General features: G+C 69.3%; 14 protein-coding genes. 11 read left to right on the forward strand and 3 right to left on the reverse strand.

What is annotated here, in order from left to right:
• Positions 1-64: 64 nt before the first annotated feature.
• The 4 genes from KO490_RS05245 (at position 65) to KO490_RS05260 (ending at position 6,044) form a co-directional block, all read left to right on the forward strand.
• Entirely contained in the window at positions 65-3,562 is a 3,498-nt protein-coding gene (locus KO490_RS05245) for a chromosome segregation SMC family protein (protein ID WP_252727018.1), read from the forward strand.
• A 47-nt stretch (positions 3,563-3,609) separates the two neighbouring features.
• Complete coding sequence (locus KO490_RS05250) at positions 3,610-4,065, forward strand: RidA family protein (RefSeq protein ID WP_216018338.1); 456 nt, start codon at positions 3,610-3,612, stop codon at positions 4,063-4,065.
• A complete protein-coding gene (locus KO490_RS05255; protein ID WP_216018339.1) occupies positions 4,065-4,811 on the forward strand; it encodes a glycerophosphodiester phosphodiesterase family protein in 747 nt (248 codons plus the stop codon). Before KO490_RS05250 ends, KO490_RS05255 begins: the two co-directional genes overlap by 1 nt.
• Before the next feature lie 99 nt (positions 4,812-4,910).
• Complete coding sequence (locus tag KO490_RS05260; RefSeq protein ID WP_216018340.1) at positions 4,911-6,044, forward strand: GNAT family N-acetyltransferase; 1,134 nt, start codon at positions 4,911-4,913, stop codon at positions 6,042-6,044.
• A gap of 31 nt (positions 6,045-6,075) precedes the next feature.
• Here the strand turns inward: KO490_RS05260 and KO490_RS05265 are convergent, their stop codons facing one another.
• The gene (locus tag KO490_RS05265; protein WP_216018341.1) at positions 6,076-6,561 is read right to left on the reverse strand and encodes a peroxiredoxin; all 486 of its coding nucleotides are present in this window, start codon (positions 6,559-6,561) and stop codon (positions 6,076-6,078) included.
• Between the two features lie 76 nt (positions 6,562-6,637).
• On the opposite strand from KO490_RS05265, the gene KO490_RS05270 reads away from it, so the two are divergent.
• On the forward strand, positions 6,638-7,837 hold the full coding sequence (locus KO490_RS05270; protein WP_216018342.1) for an NAD(P)/FAD-dependent oxidoreductase: 1,200 nt from the start codon (positions 6,638-6,640) through the stop codon (positions 7,835-7,837).
• Positions 7,834-8,400: a 16S rRNA (guanine(966)-N(2))-methyltransferase RsmD gene (gene rsmD, locus KO490_RS05275; protein ID WP_216018343.1), complete on the forward strand. Its 567-nt coding sequence runs from the start codon at positions 7,834-7,836 to the stop codon at positions 8,398-8,400. Before KO490_RS05270 ends, rsmD begins: the two co-directional genes overlap by 4 nt.
• Here the strand turns inward: rsmD and KO490_RS05280 are convergent.
• The gene (locus KO490_RS05280) at positions 8,392-9,564 is read right to left on the reverse strand and encodes an alanine--glyoxylate aminotransferase family protein (protein WP_216018344.1); all 1,173 of its coding nucleotides are present in this window, start codon (positions 9,562-9,564) and stop codon (positions 8,392-8,394) included. The two genes, rsmD and KO490_RS05280, sit on opposite strands and share 9 nt — an antisense overlap.
• 193 nt (positions 9,565-9,757) lie before the next feature.
• Here KO490_RS05280 and KO490_RS05285 point away from each other — a divergent pair, with 193 nt between their 5' ends.
• Genes KO490_RS05285 through dinB form a run of 3 tightly spaced genes read left to right on the forward strand, consistent with a single transcriptional unit; the run spans position 9,758 to position 13,328 of the window.
• Positions 9,758-11,527: an ABC transporter ATP-binding protein gene (locus KO490_RS05285; protein ID WP_216018457.1), complete on the forward strand. Its 1,770-nt coding sequence runs from the start codon at positions 9,758-9,760 to the stop codon at positions 11,525-11,527.
• Entirely contained in the window at positions 11,524-12,243 is a 720-nt protein-coding gene (locus tag KO490_RS05290) for a folate-binding protein YgfZ (RefSeq protein ID WP_216018345.1), read from the forward strand. Before KO490_RS05285 ends, KO490_RS05290 begins: the two co-directional genes overlap by 4 nt.
• Positions 12,240-13,328: a DNA polymerase IV gene (gene dinB, locus KO490_RS05295; RefSeq protein ID WP_216018346.1), complete on the forward strand. Its 1,089-nt coding sequence runs from the start codon at positions 12,240-12,242 to the stop codon at positions 13,326-13,328. The genes KO490_RS05290 and dinB overlap by 4 nt, the downstream gene beginning before the upstream one ends.
• Here dinB and KO490_RS05300 read toward each other — a convergent pair.
• Positions 13,325-13,675, reverse strand: a complete 351-nt coding sequence (locus tag KO490_RS05300; protein ID WP_216018347.1) for a DoxX family protein — start codon at positions 13,673-13,675, stop codon at positions 13,325-13,327. The genes dinB and KO490_RS05300 overlap by 4 nt on opposite strands.
• A gap of 82 nt (positions 13,676-13,757) precedes the next feature.
• Here KO490_RS05300 and pdxY point away from each other — a divergent pair, with 82 nt between their 5' ends.
• Positions 13,758-14,609 carry a pyridoxal kinase PdxY gene (pdxY, locus tag KO490_RS05305; RefSeq protein WP_216018348.1) on the forward strand — a complete coding sequence of 284 codons (852 nt, stop codon included), beginning with the start codon at positions 13,758-13,760 and terminating at the stop codon, positions 14,607-14,609.
• A gap of 34 nt (positions 14,610-14,643) precedes the next feature.
• Complete coding sequence (locus tag KO490_RS05310) at positions 14,644-15,645, forward strand: hypothetical protein (protein ID WP_216018349.1); 1,002 nt, start codon at positions 14,644-14,646, stop codon at positions 15,643-15,645.
• The last annotated feature ends 30 nt before the right edge of the window (positions 15,646-15,675 follow it).

Below are 15,675 nucleotides of genomic sequence, written 5' to 3' on the forward strand. Positions count from 1 at the left end.
CCCGTGCATCTTGTGTGGCATCGCGCCGAACCCTGCCAGATATGGGGTTGCGGTTGACTTGCCGATGCGGGATTGGGACAATCCCTGTCAGATCCCGACCAAGGTGGAACCATTGCGCTTCGACCGGCTGCGCCTCAACGGCTTCAAGAGCTTCGTCGACCCCACGGACCTGGTGATCCGCGAGGGGCTGACCGGCGTGGTGGGTCCGAACGGCTGCGGCAAGTCGAACCTGCTGGAGGCGTTGCGGTGGGTCATGGGCGAGAACCGCCCGACTGCCATGCGCGGCGACGGGATGGAGGACGTGATCTTCGCGGGCACCGCGCGCCGCCCCGCCCGCGCCCATGCCGAGGTGTCGCTGTCGGTGGACAACCGCGACCGGCTGGCGCCCGCGGGCTTCAACGACGATGACGGCTTCGACATCACCCGGCGCATCACCCGCGACGCGGGCAGCGCCTACAAGATCGCGGGCAAGGACGTGCGGGCGCGCGACGTGCAGATGCTGTTCGCCGATGCCTCGACCGGGGCGCACAGCCCGGCGCTGGTGCGGCAGGGTCAGATCAGCGAACTGATCAACGCCAAGCCAAAGAGCCGCCGCCGCATCCTCGAGGAGGCTGCCGGGATCTCGGGGCTCTATGCCCGCCGCCACGAGGCCGAGCTGAAGCTGAACGGGGCCGAGACGAACCTGTCGCGGCTGGACGATACGCTGGATCAGCTGTCCTCGCAGGCGGCGACGCTGGCGCGGCAGGCCCGCGCCGCCGCGAAATACCGAGAGATCGGCGCGGCCCTGCGCCAGGCCGAAGGCGTGCTGCTGTTCCGGCGCTGGTCCGAGGCCGAGGCCGCCCGCCTTGCCGCTTCTGAAGCGCTGTCCGCCGCCATCCGCGCCGCGACCGAGGCCGGCCATGCCGCGACCGAGGCCGAGGCGCGTCGCGCATCCGCCGAAGGATCGCTGCCCCCCCTGCGCGAGGAGGAGCAGATCGCCGCCGCCATCCTGTCGCGCCTGACCGTCGAGCGTGACGCGCTGCTGGACGCCGAAACCCGCGCGACCGAGGCCATCGCCGCGCTGGAATCGCGCATCGCCCAGCTGGAACGCGATATCGACCGCGAGGAATCGCTCAACCGCGACGCGGGCGAGGTGGTCGAACGGCTGTCCTGGGAACAGGCCGAGCTGGAAAAGGCCGCCCTTGGCCATGACGACCGTCTGGATGCCGCGGCCGAGGTCGCAGATCAGGCGGCCGAGGCCCTGCACGAGGTCGAGCAGCGGCTGACCGAGCTGACCGACGAATCCGCCCGCCTTGCCGCGCGCCATCAATCCGCCGAACGGCTGGTCGCCGATCTGCGCGCCATGGCCGATCGCGCGACGAAGGCCGCGTCCGAGGCGGCCGAGGTCGTGACCCGTGCCACCGCGGCCGGCACCGATGCGCAGCAGGCGCTGGAACAGGCAGATGCCGCACAGGACCGTGCCCGCGACCGGGTCGAAGGCGCGGAAGAGGCGCTTGCCGCCGCCGAGGAGGCCCGCGCCGACCGCGAGGGGATCGAGGCCGCCGCCCGTGCCGCCCGCGCCGAAGCCGAGGGCGAGGCCGGTGCCCTTGCCGCCGAGATGGCCGCGCTGAAGCGCCTGGTCGAACGCGGCAGCCAGGGGGGTGCCACGCTGCTGGACCGCGTCGAGGTCGCGCGCGGCTACGAGACCGCCTTCGGGGCGGCGCTTGGCGACGATCTGCGCGCGGGCGTCACGGGTGACGGCTCGGGGTGGCACATGCTGCCCTTCTGGGACGCTCCGCAACCGCTGCCCGAAGGGGCGCAGCCCCTGTCGCCGCATGTGCAGGGGCCGCCCGAACTGGCGCGCCGCCTGTCCCAGACGGGGCTGGCCGTCGATGCCGATCGTGCCGCTTCGCTGCAGCCCGCCCTGCTGCCCGGTCAGCGGCTGGTGACCCCTGCGGGCGATCTGTTCCGGTGGGACGGGATGCGCCTCATGGCGGGCGAGGCGTCCTCATCCGCCGCGCTGCATCTGCAGAAGGTCAACGAGCTGGCCGAGATCACGCGTCAGGCCGAAGCCGCGCAGGCGCGGGTCGATGCGGCGGTCGAGACCCATGAGGATGCGCGCGGCGCACTGGCGGCAGCCTCCGAGGCCGAGAAATCCGCCCGCGATGCCCGCCGAGAGGCCGAGCGCCTGCTGTCCGAGGCCGCCCGCGCCGCGACCCGCGCCGAATCCGATCTGGCGATGGCCAGCAGCCGCGCCGAAAGCGCGCGCGGCGAACTGGCCCGCCACCGCGCCGATGCCGCCGACGCCACCGCCCGCCTGACCGAGGCCGAGGGCCAGCTGGCCGCGCTGCCCGATCGCGGGGCCGCAGCCGATGCCGTCGAACATGCCCGCACGGGCGTCGAGGCCGCGCGGATCGCCACCATGACCCGCCGCGCCGCGCTGGACGAGCTGCGCCGAGAGGCGAATGCCCGCCTGAAGCGCCTGCAGGAGATCGCCAAGGAGGAATCCGGCTGGCGTCTGCGCCTGCAGCAGGCAGGCACCCGCGCTGCCGAACTGATCCAGCGCCGCGACGGGGCCCGCGACGAACTGGCGGGCGCCCGCAGCCAGCCTGCCATCCTGGCCGAACGTCGCCGCGCCATGGCCGAACGCGAGGCCGAGGCCGAGACCCGCCTGACCCGCGCCCGCGACGCGCTGGCCGCCGCCGACGATGCCGCGCGCAGCGCCGCCCTTGCCGCCCGCGAGGCCGAGCGCATCGCATCCGAGGCGCGTGAGACCCGCGCGGCGCGCGAGGCCCGCGCCGAGGCCGCCCGCGATCTGGAAGAGGCCGCCCGCCTGCGCATCCACGAGGAGACCGAGAAGACCCCCGCCGAGCTGCGCGACGCCCTTGGGGACATCCCGGACGACGTGGCGGCGGATACGCTCGAGGCGCAGATCGCGAAGCTGCGGTCCAGCCGCGATGCGCTCGGGGCCGTGAACCTGCGCGCCGACGAGGACAAGCAGGAGCTGGAGACCGAGCGCGACCGCCTTGCCGCCGAGAAATCCGATCTGGAAGAGGCCATCCGCAAGCTGCGGGCGGGCATCGGCAGCCTGAACCGAGAGGGTCGTGAACGCCTGCTTGCGGCCTTCGAGACGGTGAACGCCAATTTCGGCACGCTGTTCACCACGCTGTTCGGCGGGGGCGAGGCCCGCCTGGTCATGGTCGAATCCGACGATCCGCTCGAGGCCGGGCTGGAGATCATGTGCCAGCCGCCGGGCAAGCGCCTGTCGACGCTGTCGCTTCTGTCGGGGGGCGAACAGACGCTGACCGCGATGGCGCTGATCTTCGCGGTCTTCCTGGCGAACCCCGCGCCGATCTGCGTTCTGGACGAGGTCGACGCGCCGCTGGACGACGCCAATGTCAGCCGCTTCTGCGACCTTCTGGACGAGATGACCCGCCGGACCGAGACGCGATTCCTGATCATCACCCACCATGCGGTGACGATGGGGCGGATGGACCGGCTGTTCGGCGTCACGATGGTCGAACAGGGCGTCAGCCAGCTGGTCAGCGTGGACCTGAAGCGCGCCGAGGCTCTGGTCGCCTGAGGATTGCCGCGTTAGGGTCGCCCGCGAATCCCAACCGCGAGGACATCATGAGCGTCGAACAGACCCTGGCCGACAAGGGCATCACCCTTCCCGAAGCACCCATGCCCGCCGCGAATTACGTGCCCTTCGTGCAGACCGGCAACCTGGTCTTCATCTCGGGGCAGATCAGCGCCGACGAAAACGGCCTGATCACCGGCAAGCTGGGCGACGGCACCAGCGTCGATGACGGCGCGGCCGCCGCCCGCCGCTGCGGTCTGGCCCTGATCGCGCAGCTGAAGGCCGCCATCGGCGATCTGGACCGCGTGACCCGCGTGGTCAAGCTGACCGGCTTCGTGAACTCGACCCCCGATTTCACCGACCAGCCCAAGGTGATCAACGGCTGTTCGGACCTGATGGTCGAGGTGTTCGGCGATGCCGGGCGCCATTCGCGTGCCGCCGTCTCGGCCCCCTCGCTGCCCTTCGGCGTCGCGGTCGAGATCGAGGCCATCTTCGAGATCGCCTGATGGCCCTGCCGCAGGTCTTCCTGACCACGCCCATCGCGCATCGGGGCTTTCATGCCCCGGGCGTCCCGGAAAACAGCCTTGCCGCCGCGCGTGCCGCGATCGAGGCCGGATACGGGATCGAATGCGACATCCAGCCGGCGGCCGACGGCACGCCGATGGTCTTCCACGATTACGACATGGCGCGGCTGACGGGGCAGGGCGGCTTCATCGCCAAGACCTCGCCCGCCGATCTGGCGGGTCTGCGGCTGACCGGCAGCGACGAGAAGATCCCGACCCTGGCCGAGTTCCTGGACCTGGTGGCGGGCCGCGTGCCCCTGCTGATCGAGATCAAGGACCAGGACGGCCGGCTGGGCCCGGATGTGGGCGATCTGCCCGCGCGGGTGGCCGAGGCGCTGAAGGGATATGACGGGCCGGTCGCGCTGATGTCCTTCAGCCCGGACACGGTCGCGGCCTTCCATGCGGCGGCACCCGAGATCCCCGTGGGCCTGACCACCTGCGATTATGCCGAGGCCGACTGGCCGCAGATCCCGGTCGAACGCCGCGAGGCGCTGTCGCTGATCGTGGATTTCGACCGCGTGGGGGCCTGCTTCATCTCTCACTCGCGGGCCGACCTGGGCAATCCGCGCGTCGATGCGCTGCGCGTGCAGGGCGTCCCGGTCCTGACCTGGACCATCCGTTCGCCCGAGGAAGAGGCCGAGGCCCGCAAGGTCGCGCAGAACGTCACCTTCGAAGGCTATGCCCCCTGAACGGGCATCGCGGGCCCATCGCGACGGACAGGGGGCCTGTGGCACCCTGTCCACCCGCTGCCCCCTGACAAGGGGCGCATCCCTTCCTATCTTCGGGGCATGACAGAGACCCTGACCCTTTCGACCCATGATTCGATCCACAAGATCGCGCCCGAGACATGGGACGGTCTGGGCGACGGCAATCCCTTCACCACGCATCGCTTCCTGGCCGCGCTGGAGGATTCGCGATCGGTGGGCACCGGCACGGGCTGGCAGCCCCTGCATCTGACGCTGGAACGTGGCGGGGATGTGGTGGCGGCCATGCCGCTCTATGCGAAATCGCACAGCCAGGGCGAATACATCTTCGATCACGCCTGGGCCGAGGCCTATATGCGCGCGGGCGGGCGGTATTACCCCAAGCTGCAGGCGACCGTGCCCTTCACCCCCGCCACCGGCCAGCGGCTTCTGGCGCGCGACGACCGCGACCGCGCAGCGCTGTTGCAGGCGCTGATGCAGCTGACCGAACGCGCCGAATGTTCCGGTGCGCATGTCACCTTCTGCACCGCGTCCGAGGCCGCCTTGGGCAAGGATGCGGGCTTTTTGCCGCGGGTGACGCAGCAATATCACTGGCTGAACCGCGGATATGGCAGTTACGACGACTTCCTGGCCGCCCTGTCGTCGCGCAAGCGCAAGGATCTGCGCAAGGAACGCGCCAAGGCGCAGGGCTTCGGCGGCACGATCAGGCATCTGACTGGCGACGATCTGCGGCCCGAACACTGGGATGCCTTCTGGGAATTCTATCAGGATACCGGCGCGCGCAAATGGGGGCAGCCCTATCTAACGCGGGCCTTCTTCGACCGCGTGCAGGAGACGATGCGCGACGACATGCTGCTGGTCATGGCCGAGGATGACGGCCGCCCCATCGCGGGTGCGCTGAACTTTCTCGGGCCGGATGCGGTCTATGGCCGCTACTGGGGCTGCGTGCAGGACCACGCCTTCCTGCATTTCGAGCTGTGCTATCATCAGGCCATCGACCATGCCATCGCGCATGGGCTGGGCCGGGTCGAGGCCGGGGCGCAGGGCGAACACAAGCTGGCACGCGGATACGAGGCCGTGCCCATCCATTCGCTGCACTGGGTGCGCGATCCGGGCTTCCTGCGGGCGTTGGAGAATTATCTGGACGAGGAACGCGAGGCGATGGGCCATGAAATCGCGGCGCTTGCGGATTTCACGCCCTTCCGCAAGGGCGGCTAGCGGTCGGGGGCGAACCCCCGACCGGCCTGGATCAGGCCTTTTCCAGCAGGCTTTCGCCCGCGCTGACGCTGCAGGTGCCGGGGCTGTCCTCGACCTCGATCGTCTCGACCGTGCCGTCCTTGACCAGCGATGCGAAACGCTTGCAGCGGCCGAAGAAGCCGACCGGCGGCGCGTCGAAATCAAGGCCCATGGCCTTGGCCACGCTGCCATCCGCATCGGCCAGAACCTCGATCCCGGCAGCGGTCGCGCCGGTGGATTCGGCCCATGCGGCGGCCACGAAGGGATCGTTCACGGTGACGCAGACGATGCGGTCGATGCCCTTGTCGCGGAAGGCGTCGGCGGTGCGCACGAAGCTGGGCATATGCGCATTGGTGCAGGTGCCGGTATAGGCGCCCGGCAGGCCGAACAGGGCGACACGGCCCGCGCTCAGCTCGGCCATGGTGACGGCTTCGGGCCCTTCGGCACCGATGCGCAGCAGCTTGCCCTCGGGCAGTTTGTCTCCGGCGGCGATGGTCATGTAACGCTCCTGAATTGCAACGGATTCGCATGGAATATAGGGTGCGTGCCGGACACAGACCAGAAGGCGGAAACAGATGCGCATTGTCATCCTGGGTGCGGGGCAGGCGGCGGCCTCGATGGCGGCACGGTTGCGGGCGAAGGGCCATGACGGTTCGCTGACCGTGATCGGGGATGAAACCGCCGCGCCCTATCAGCGTCCGCCGCTGTCCAAGGCCTATCTGCTGGGCGACATGGCACTGGACCGCTTGATGCTGCGCGGCCCCGACTGGTGGGCCGATCAGCGGATCGACCTGCGGACCGGCGAACGCGCGCTGACCATCGACCGCGCGGCACGGACGGTGACGACCAATGCGGGGGTCCATGAATACGATGCGCTGGCCCTGGCACTGGGGGCCGCGCCGCGCCGTCTGCCTGCCGCGATGGGGGGCGATCTGCCCGGCACCCATGTCATCCGCAACCTGGCCGATATCGATGCGCTGGCACCCGCGATGCAGGCCGGGCGCAACCTCGTGGTGATCGGCGGCGGCTATATCGGGCTGGAGGCTGCGGCGGTGGCGCGCAAGCTGGGCCTGAACGTCACCCTGATCGAGGCCGCGCCCCGCATCCTGGGCCGCGTCGCCGCCCCGCAGACGGCGGACATGATCCGCAACCTGCACCGCGCCCACGGGGTCGAGATCCTGGAAGGCACGGGCATCGCCACGATCGAAGGGACCGACCGCGCGACCGGCGTTCACCTGACCGACGGGCGCAGCATTCCCGCCGATCTGGTGATCCAGGGCATCGGCGTCCTGCCCGAGACTGCGCTGGCGGGCGCGGCAGGGCTGACCCTGGAGGACGGCATCGCGACCGATGCGCAGGGGCGCACATCCGATCCCGCCATCTGGGCTGCGGGCGATTGCGCCAGCTTTGCCACCCCCGCGGGCCGGATGCGGCTGGAAAGCGTGGGCAATGCCATCGACATGGCCGAATGCGTGGCCGACAACATGCTGGGCGCGGGACGCGATTATGCCCCGAAGCCGTGGTTCTGGTCGGATCAGTTCGACGCCAAGCTGCAGATCGCGGGCATCGGCGCGGGGCACGACCGGATCGTGACGCGGGCCGGGCAGGGCGATCACGCGGGCTCGGTCTGGTATTTCCGCGAAGGCCGCCTGATCGCGGTCGATGCACTGAACGACGCCCGCGCCTACATGATCGGCAAGCGCCTGATCGAGGCGGGCCGAAGCCCCGACCCCGACGCGATCCCGTCCGCGCCCGACCTGAAGGTGCTGCTGTGAGGATCGTCGGCGGCAGCCTGCGCGGCCTCAAGCTGGCCGATCTGGGCGAGGGGGACATGGCCGCCCATCTGCGCCCGACGACCGACCGCGTGCGGGAATCGATCTTCAACCTGCTGATCAACGGTAGCCATGGCAATCCGCTGCCCGGCGCACGGGTGCTGGACCTGTTCGCGGGGACGGGGGCCCTGGGCCTCGAGGCGCTGTCGCGGGGGGCGTCCCATGTCACCTTCGTCGATGACGGGGTGAAATCGCGTGCGCTGATCCGGCAGAACGTGGAAAAGGCCCGCGCGCAGGGCAGCACCGACCTGTGGCGGCGCGACGCGACGAAGCTGGGCGAGATCCGGGGCAAGCCCTTCGGGATGGTCTTCCTCGATCCGCCCTATGGGCAGGGCAAGGGCGAACTGGCGATGGCATCGGCGCTGGAAGGCGGCTGGCTGGCGCCCGGTGCCACGGTCCTGTGGGAAGAGGCCCGCCCGCCCCTGCTGCCCGCCGCGCTGACCCTTCTGGATCAGCGCAGCTATGGCGATACCGTGGTGACGCTGGCGCGGCTGCCCCTAGGCTGAGGCGGCGATGCTGGCGGCCGCGGCCTCCAGCGCGCCCGGACCGTGGGGGATGCCAAGGGCGATCAGCCCGGCCTGCATGGCACCCAGAACGCCCATGACGGTGCCTGCGCCCGTGTGGCCCATATGGGCGATGCGCAGCGCATTCTCGGGTTCGGGCGCGCCCAGGCCCACGCCCAACGTCACGCCGCATTCGCGCGTCACCCATGCGCGCAGCTCTGCCGCGCGGGGCAGCGTCACCGCCGTGACCGAGGCCGCGCGGGCGTCCGGATCGTCCACCGACAGCCGGATGCCGCTGCCATCCGCGCCCCAGGCATCGACGGCCGCCCAGACGGCGCGGGCCAGCCTTGCATGGCGATGCCAGACGGCCTCCAGCCCTTCCTCGTCCAGGATCATGGTCAGCGCCTCGGACAGCGCGAAGATCGTCTGGACGGGGGGCGTGCCGCCCCAGAACCGCCACAGCGCCTCGGCCCCCGCGCGGGGGCGCCAGTCCCACCAGGGCGTGGTCAGCCCGGTGGGCGATTCCGCCGCCGCCCTGTCCGAGAACCAGACGAATGCGGCCCCCGGCGGCGACATCAGTCCTTTCTGGCTGGCCGCGATCAGCACGTCCACGCCCCAGTCGTCCATCCGCATCGGCGCACAACCGAGCGATGCGATCGCATCGACCACCAGCAGCGCCGGATGATCGCCCATCGCCGCGCGGATCGCGGGAATATCGGCCATGGTCGCGCTGGCCGTGTCGGTCTGGCAGACCATGACGGCGCGGATCCCGCCCTGCGCATCCCGGCGCAGCCGTTCGGACAGGCGCTGCGGATCGGGGGGCAGGTTGCCGCTGTCCTGGCGTTCCACCTCGATCCCCGTGGCCTCAAGCATGTCGGCCCAGGACCGCCCGAAATGCCCCGAGGTCAGCAGCAGCACCCGATCGCCCCGGTCCAGAAGGTTCGCGGCCGCGGCCTCCCATCCCGCGTGCCCGTTCCCGATATAGGTCGCCAGATGGGCATCCGTGCCCGCCAGGCGCTTCAGCTGCGCCATCAGCGACAGGTTCACCTGCGCCAGCGGTTCGCCATAGATGTCGGGCGATGCGCGATGGGCGGCGTTCATGACCCGTGCGGGCAGGGGCGAGGGGCCGGGAATGGCGATCAGCTCGTGGCCGTGGGCAAGGGTCATCTGTCGTCTCGGGGTATGGTTTGCGGAACATGCAAGCGGTAGGGCCAAGCGCCGCGCCGGTCAACGGGGGGCGGTAGGGGCAGAGTGGCGGTCTTGTGGCACCCCCGCCATCGGGGGTAAGCCTGTGGTTTCAGACAGCCATCACCGAAGGCACGATCAGCACGTGGACCCCAAGACCCAAAGCCCGACCCGCATGATCGCAAGCGCGGGGGCGACCCCGTCCCGCGTCTCTCCCCAGAAGGTGCAGGGCCTGCTGGGGCGGTTGTGGCAGGACTATCTGCGCCCGCACAAGGGGGGGATGGGGCTGGCCTTCTTCCTGATGACGCTGGAGGGATCGACCCTGGCGCTGATCAGCTGGATGCTGAAACCGCTGTTCGATCTGGTCTTCGTGGGCAAGCAGCAGGGCGCGATCTGGTGGGTCGGCAGCGCGATCTTCGGGGTGTTCCTGCTGCGCGCGGTCACGCTGATCGCCAGCCGGGCGTTGCTGACGCGGATATCGCTGTCGGTATCGACGCGGATGCAGACCCAGCTTCTGGCGCATATCCTGACGTTGGATCAGCGGTTCTTTCGCGACAATTCCCCCGGCGCCATGATCGAGCGCATCCAGGGCGACACCATCGCCGTGCAGGGCGTGTGGGCCACGCTGATCACCAGCTCGACCCGCGATGTCATCTCGTTGGTGATGCTGTTCGCGGTGGCGCTGACCATCGATCCGGTCTGGACCCTGGGCGCGCTGATCGGCGCGCCGATCCTGATCATGCCCGCCGCGCTGGTCCAGAAATACATCCGCCGCAAGATGCGCCAGAACCGCGCCAATGCCAGCCTGCGCGCCACGCGCCTGGACGAGGTGCTGCACGGCATCCAGGCGATCCGGCTGAACCGGGCCGAGGATGCGCAGACCGCGCGTTTCGCGTCCATCGTGGGCCGCATCCGGCAGGCGGAAACCAAGGTCGCGGCCACGGCCAGCGTCATCCCGGCGCTGACCGACATCGTGACGGGCATCGGCTTTGTCGCGGTGCTGGCGCTTGGCGGGAACGAGGTGATGGAGGGGAACCGCAGCGTCGGCGACTTCATGGCCTTCTTCACCGCGCTGGCGCTGGCCTTCCAGCCGATGCGCCGTCTGGGCGGACTTGCGGGGACATGGCAGACAGCGGCGGCCAGCCTGGAACGCATCTACCAGGTCTTCGACACGCAGCCCTCGGTCCGGTCGGGCCCGCGCAAGGATGCGCCGGACGATGCGGGCATCCGGCTGGACGATGTTTGGCTGTCCTATGACGGTCAGACCGTCCTGCACGGCCTGACCTTCGAGGCCGAGCCCGGCCGCACCACCGCGCTGGTGGGTCCGTCCGGCGCCGGCAAGTCCACCGTCTTCAACCTGCTGACCCGCATGGTCGATCCCGATCGCGGGCAGGTCCTGCTGGGCGGCACCCCGGTCGCGGATTACGATCTGGGCGTGTTGCGCGACCAGTATTCGACCGTCTCGCAGGATGCCGCGCTGTTCGACGAAAGCCTGCGCGACAATATCCTGATGGGTCGCCCCGACGCCCCCGAGGCCGATCTGCAGCGCGCGCTGGACGTGGCGCATGTGCGCGATTTCCTGGACGGGCAGCGCGATCTGGACAGCCCTGCCGGACCGCGCGGATCGTCCCTGTCGGGCGGTCAGCGCCAGCGCGTGGCCATTGCCCGCGCGGTTCTGCGCGATGCCCCGATCCTGCTGCTGGACGAGGCCACGAGCGCGCTGGACACCGCAAGCGAGCGGCTGGTCCAGGACGCGCTGGACCAGCTGTCGAAGGACCGCACCACGCTGGTCATCGCCCACCGCCTGTCCACCATCCGCAATGCCGACAAGATCGTCGTCTTGGAATCCGGACGGGTTGTGGAACAGGGCACGCATGACCAGTTGATGCGGAAGGGCGGTGCCTATGCCCGCCTTGTTGCAATGCAGTTCGGAGACACTGAATGAGCCGCCAGATCATCCGCGTGACCGGCGAGGACCGGGTCGAGTTCCTGCAGGGGCTGGTCACGAACGACGTGACCCGTGCGCCCTGCTGGGCGGCCATGCTGACGCCTCAGGGCAAGTACCTGGCCGATTTCATCGTGGTCCCCGACGGTGACGCGCTGCTGATCGATGTCGATGCGCGGCTGGCCGACGATCTGACCCGCCGCTTGTCAATGTACAAGCTGCGATCGAAGGTGGCGCTGGAGCCTGTCGCGATGGATGTGGCGCGCGGCACCGGTCCGGCCCCGGACGGCGCGATCGTCGATCCGCGCGATCCGGCGCTGGGTTGGCGCCATTACGGCGCCTCGGGGGATGACGGCAGCGACTGGGATGCGATCCGCGTGGCCCAGTGCATTCCGGAAACCCTGGTCGAGCTGATCCCGAACGAGACCTTCATCCTGGAGGTCGGGTTCGAGCGTCTGAACGGCGTCGATTTCCGCAAGGGCTGCTATGTCGGGCAGGAGGTCACCGCCCGGATGAAGCACAAGACCGAACTGCGCAAGGGGCTGCGCAACGTTGCCATCGACGGGCAGGTGGACCCCGGCACCCCCATCACGCGCGATGACCGAGAGGTCGGGCGCATCTTCACCCAATCGGGCGGGCGGGCCATCGCCTATCTGCGCTTCGACCGCATGGGCGAGGGCATGGTCGCGGGCGGCGCGGCGGTCCGCGCCGAATGATCCCGGGGGCGGATGACCCGTCCCCGCGCCGGATCATCCATATCGACATGGATGCCTTCTTCGCCTCGGTCGAGCAGCGCGACAATCCCGCGCTGCGCGGTCGTCCCGTGGCCGTCGGCGGTTCCAGCCAGCGCGGCGTCGTGGCCGCCGCCAGCTACGAGGCGCGGGTCTTCGGCGTGCGATCGGCCATGCCGTCCGTCACGGCGGCGCGGCTGTGCCCGGACCTGATCTTCGTCAAGTCCCGCTTCGAGGTCTATCGCGCCGTCAGCCAGCAGATCCGCGAGATATTCGCCGACTATACCCCCCTGGTCGAGCCGCTGTCCCTGGACGAGGCCTATCTGGACGTCACGGACCATCTGCCGGACGGTATGACGGCCACCGCCATCGCCAAGCAGATCCGCGCCCGCATCCGGCAGGTGACCGGACTGACCGCCAGCGCGGGCGTCAGCTACAACAAGTTCCTGGCCAAGCTGGCATCGGATCAGAACAAGCCCGACGGGCTGTGCGTCATCACCCCCGATCGCGGCCCCGAATTCGTGCTGAAACTGCCGGTCGGCAAGTTCCACGGCATCGGTCCCGCCACCGCCGCCAAGATGCAGGCGATGGGCCTGCATACCGGCGCCGACCTGCGCGCGCAGTCCCTGGAGTTCCTGACGCGCCGTTTCGGCAAGGCCGGGCGGTATTACTGGAACATCTCTCGTGGGGTGGATTTCCGCCGGGTCAGCCCCGACCGCATCCGCAAATCCGTGGGGGCCGAGAACACCTTCGCGGCCGACCTGATGACGCTGGACCAGGCCGATCAGGCGCTGGAGCCCCTGGCCGCCAAGGTCTGGACCGCGGTCGCGCGGCATGAATTGCAGGGGCGGACGGTGACGATCAAGGCCAAGTTCTCGGATTTCCAGCAGGTCACGCGGGCCCGCAGCCTCGGGCATCCCGTCGCGTCCGAGACCGAGCTGCTGACGATCGCGCGCGACCTGGTGCGGATCGTGCTGCCCGATCCGCGCGGGGCGCGGCTGCTGGGCATCACCCTGTCGGGCTTCGATGTGCCGGATGACGGTCCCGAGCAGCTGGACCTGTTCGCCTAGCGACGTCCGGGCTGCGAGGCCAGGATCAGCAGCCCGCCCGCGATGGCCCAGTTCTTGACCATGATGCTGACCTGCCAGGGATCGACCCGCAGCTGCCAGTGGAACCAGCTGGTCCCGATGCAATAGATCGCCAGCAGCAGCGCCCATGCCCGCACATACGGCCCGAAGATCAGGCAGACCGCCGCCAGCGCGTTGAAGGCCGCGACCGTCCAGACCAGCCCGCCCGGCAGACCGATCCCGGCGATCATCCGCGCGACCGGGGCGGGGTCGGTCACCTTCTGCAATGCGCCGCCCGCGAACAGCACCGCGATCAGCACGCGTCCGGCCAGGTTCAGGTATCGGTTCATGCGGACCCTTCTGCGTTCATGCTTTTCAATCCTGCACATGCGTCCTATCGAAGGGCAAGCCGATGATCCGAAGGGGGCCGCCATGAACATCCTGTCGATCCAGTCGCATGTCGCCTATGGCCATGCCGGAAACGCCGCCGCGGTCTTTCCGATGCAGCGCCTGGGGGTCGAGGTCTGGCCGGTCCACACGGTGCAGTTCTCGAACCATACCGGGTATGGCGACTGGAAGGGCCGCGTCTTCGACGGCCCTGCGGTCGAGGAAATCGTCGAGGGCATCGCGGATCGCGGCGTGCTGCCGGGCTGCGACGGGGTCATCTCGGGCTATATGGGGTCGTCGGATATCGGCAACGCGGTGATCCACGCGGCCGAGGCCGTGCGCGCGGCGAACCCCAAGGCCATGTGGTGCTGCGATCCGGTGATCGGGGATGTGGGGCGCGGTATCTTCGTGCGTCCGGGCATTCCCGAATTCATGCGCGACATCGCCGTCCCCGCAGCCGATATCGTCACCCCCAACCATTTCGAGCTGGAGTTCCTGACCGGGACCGAAATCCGCGACCTGCCCGCGCTGAGGGCCGCGCTGGCTGCACTGCACGGGACGGGCCCGCGCGTGATCCTCGCGACCTCGGTCCTGCTGGAGGATACGCCCGCTGACGCCATCGACATGGTCGCCAGCACGGGCGATGGGCAATGGCGCGTCCGCACCCCCCGGTTGCAGCTGAACGCCAACGGCACGGGCGACATGGTGGCCGCGCTGTTCTTCGTCCATTTCCTGCGGTCGGGCGATGCGGCGCAGGCGCTCGGGGCCGCCGCCGCCTCGGTCCATGGCGTGCTGTCCGAAACCGTTCGCGCAGGCACCCGAGAGATCCGCCTGATCGCGGCGCAGGACGAATTCGTCAGCCCCACCCAGAACTTCGCGCCCGAGAAGCTGGGCTGAACCCCGCCCCCCGGAAGCCAGGACAGGAGAACCGATGCAAACCGTGCACATCATTGGCGGCTCGAACAGCCTGCTCAGGGACGGCTGGGCGCCGCAATTCGCGCAGCTGGCCCAGGACAGGCAGGTCGTCAATCTTTCCCTTGGGGCGGCGACATCCCTGATCGGGATCTTCCGCATCCTGCGTGACGAGGTTCCGGACGGTGCGACCGTCATATGGGAATATGCCCTCAACGAGCAGAACCATTTCACGGGCGGCCAGTCTGTCGAGAGCCTCATCCATCACCTGCACTGGTTCCTCGAACTCTGCGCCCGGCGGGACATATCGGTGCTGCCGCTGATCTTCTGGAACCGGGACGAGATGTCGGACGGCTCTGCGACAGAATACAGGGATGCATTGCGGGCCTGCCTGCGGGGGCGGGGACTGAAGCCTATCGACATGAAGCCGATGCTCCGCCAATTCGCGCAGAACCGGGACAGGACGATCGACGAGCTCTATCAGGACCGGATGCATTACCGGATCGGCAGCGGCGTCCCACGCCGCATCGCGACGGCCGCCCGGAACCGCCTGGACGAGGCCTGCGTGCCGACGGCCCGCCCCGAACTGAACGGGCTGGACCTGACCCTGCACCGGCCCGAGGGCGAACCCGACGAGCATTTCGCGAACCGGATCGTGAAGGCCGATCTCTATGCGGTCGATCACGAGCTGGAGTTCCGTGCCGACGGGCGGCTGCTCTGCTGCTTCATCATGAGCGGCGATGCCGGCCGGCCGGTGATCGTCGGCACGGAAGATGCCATCGTGGGCCACTATTCCACGCGCTGCCCACCGGGCAAGGGCAACCTGTCGCGGCTGATGAAGCATCTGGTTCTGTGGAAGACCGAAGGGGACATCCACCAGATCGGGGGCAGGGCCCGTCTGCGACGCAGCGGTGCCGAATGCCTTGAGGTCGAGGTGCAGAACATGTTCGCGCCGCCCGCCCATGACGCCACGGGTCAGCCCGAGAAGGTCATGTCGATCCTTGTCGAACATCCGGCATGAAAAAAAGGGGCCGCGCAGATGATGCGCGGC

Origin of the sequence: Paracoccus sp. C2R09, from assembly GCF_018860625.1 — a bacterium.
Taxonomy (GTDB): domain Bacteria; phylum Pseudomonadota; class Alphaproteobacteria; order Rhodobacterales; family Rhodobacteraceae; genus Paracoccus.